Genomic DNA, 265 nt, shown 5'->3' on the forward strand with positions numbered 1-265 from the left:
GTAGAAGAATTCCGCAATTTCCTCTGTATCGATCACCAAATCTGCTTCTTTCATTCCATTCCGCCTCCTTTTTTATGATGTATGAACGACGCCTGTTTTTTATTACAGTTTGTCATAATGGCTCATTCCATACATATAAATGCAGTAAACAAAAAGAAAAGGGGTTTGAGGCAATGAAATGGTTAAGCATATTAGATGGAGAAACGTTTGATCAGATGATGGGCCGTATCTTGAGGGGATGGTTTTATGTGATTGTTTTTTTCTG

At 37.0% G+C, this 265-nt stretch carries 1 protein-coding gene; it reads right to left on the reverse strand.

Features of this window, described 5'->3' with window-relative positions:
• The coding region (locus SB658_RS24600) for a YozD family protein (protein WP_410603013.1) at positions 1–54 on the reverse strand (54 nt) is incomplete at its 3' end.
• Positions 55–265 lie beyond the last annotated feature (211 nt).

The organism is Bacillus sp. SIMBA_008 (genome assembly GCF_046535495.1).
Taxonomy (GTDB): Bacteria; Bacillota; Bacilli; order Bacillales; family Bacillaceae; genus Bacillus; species Bacillus subtilis.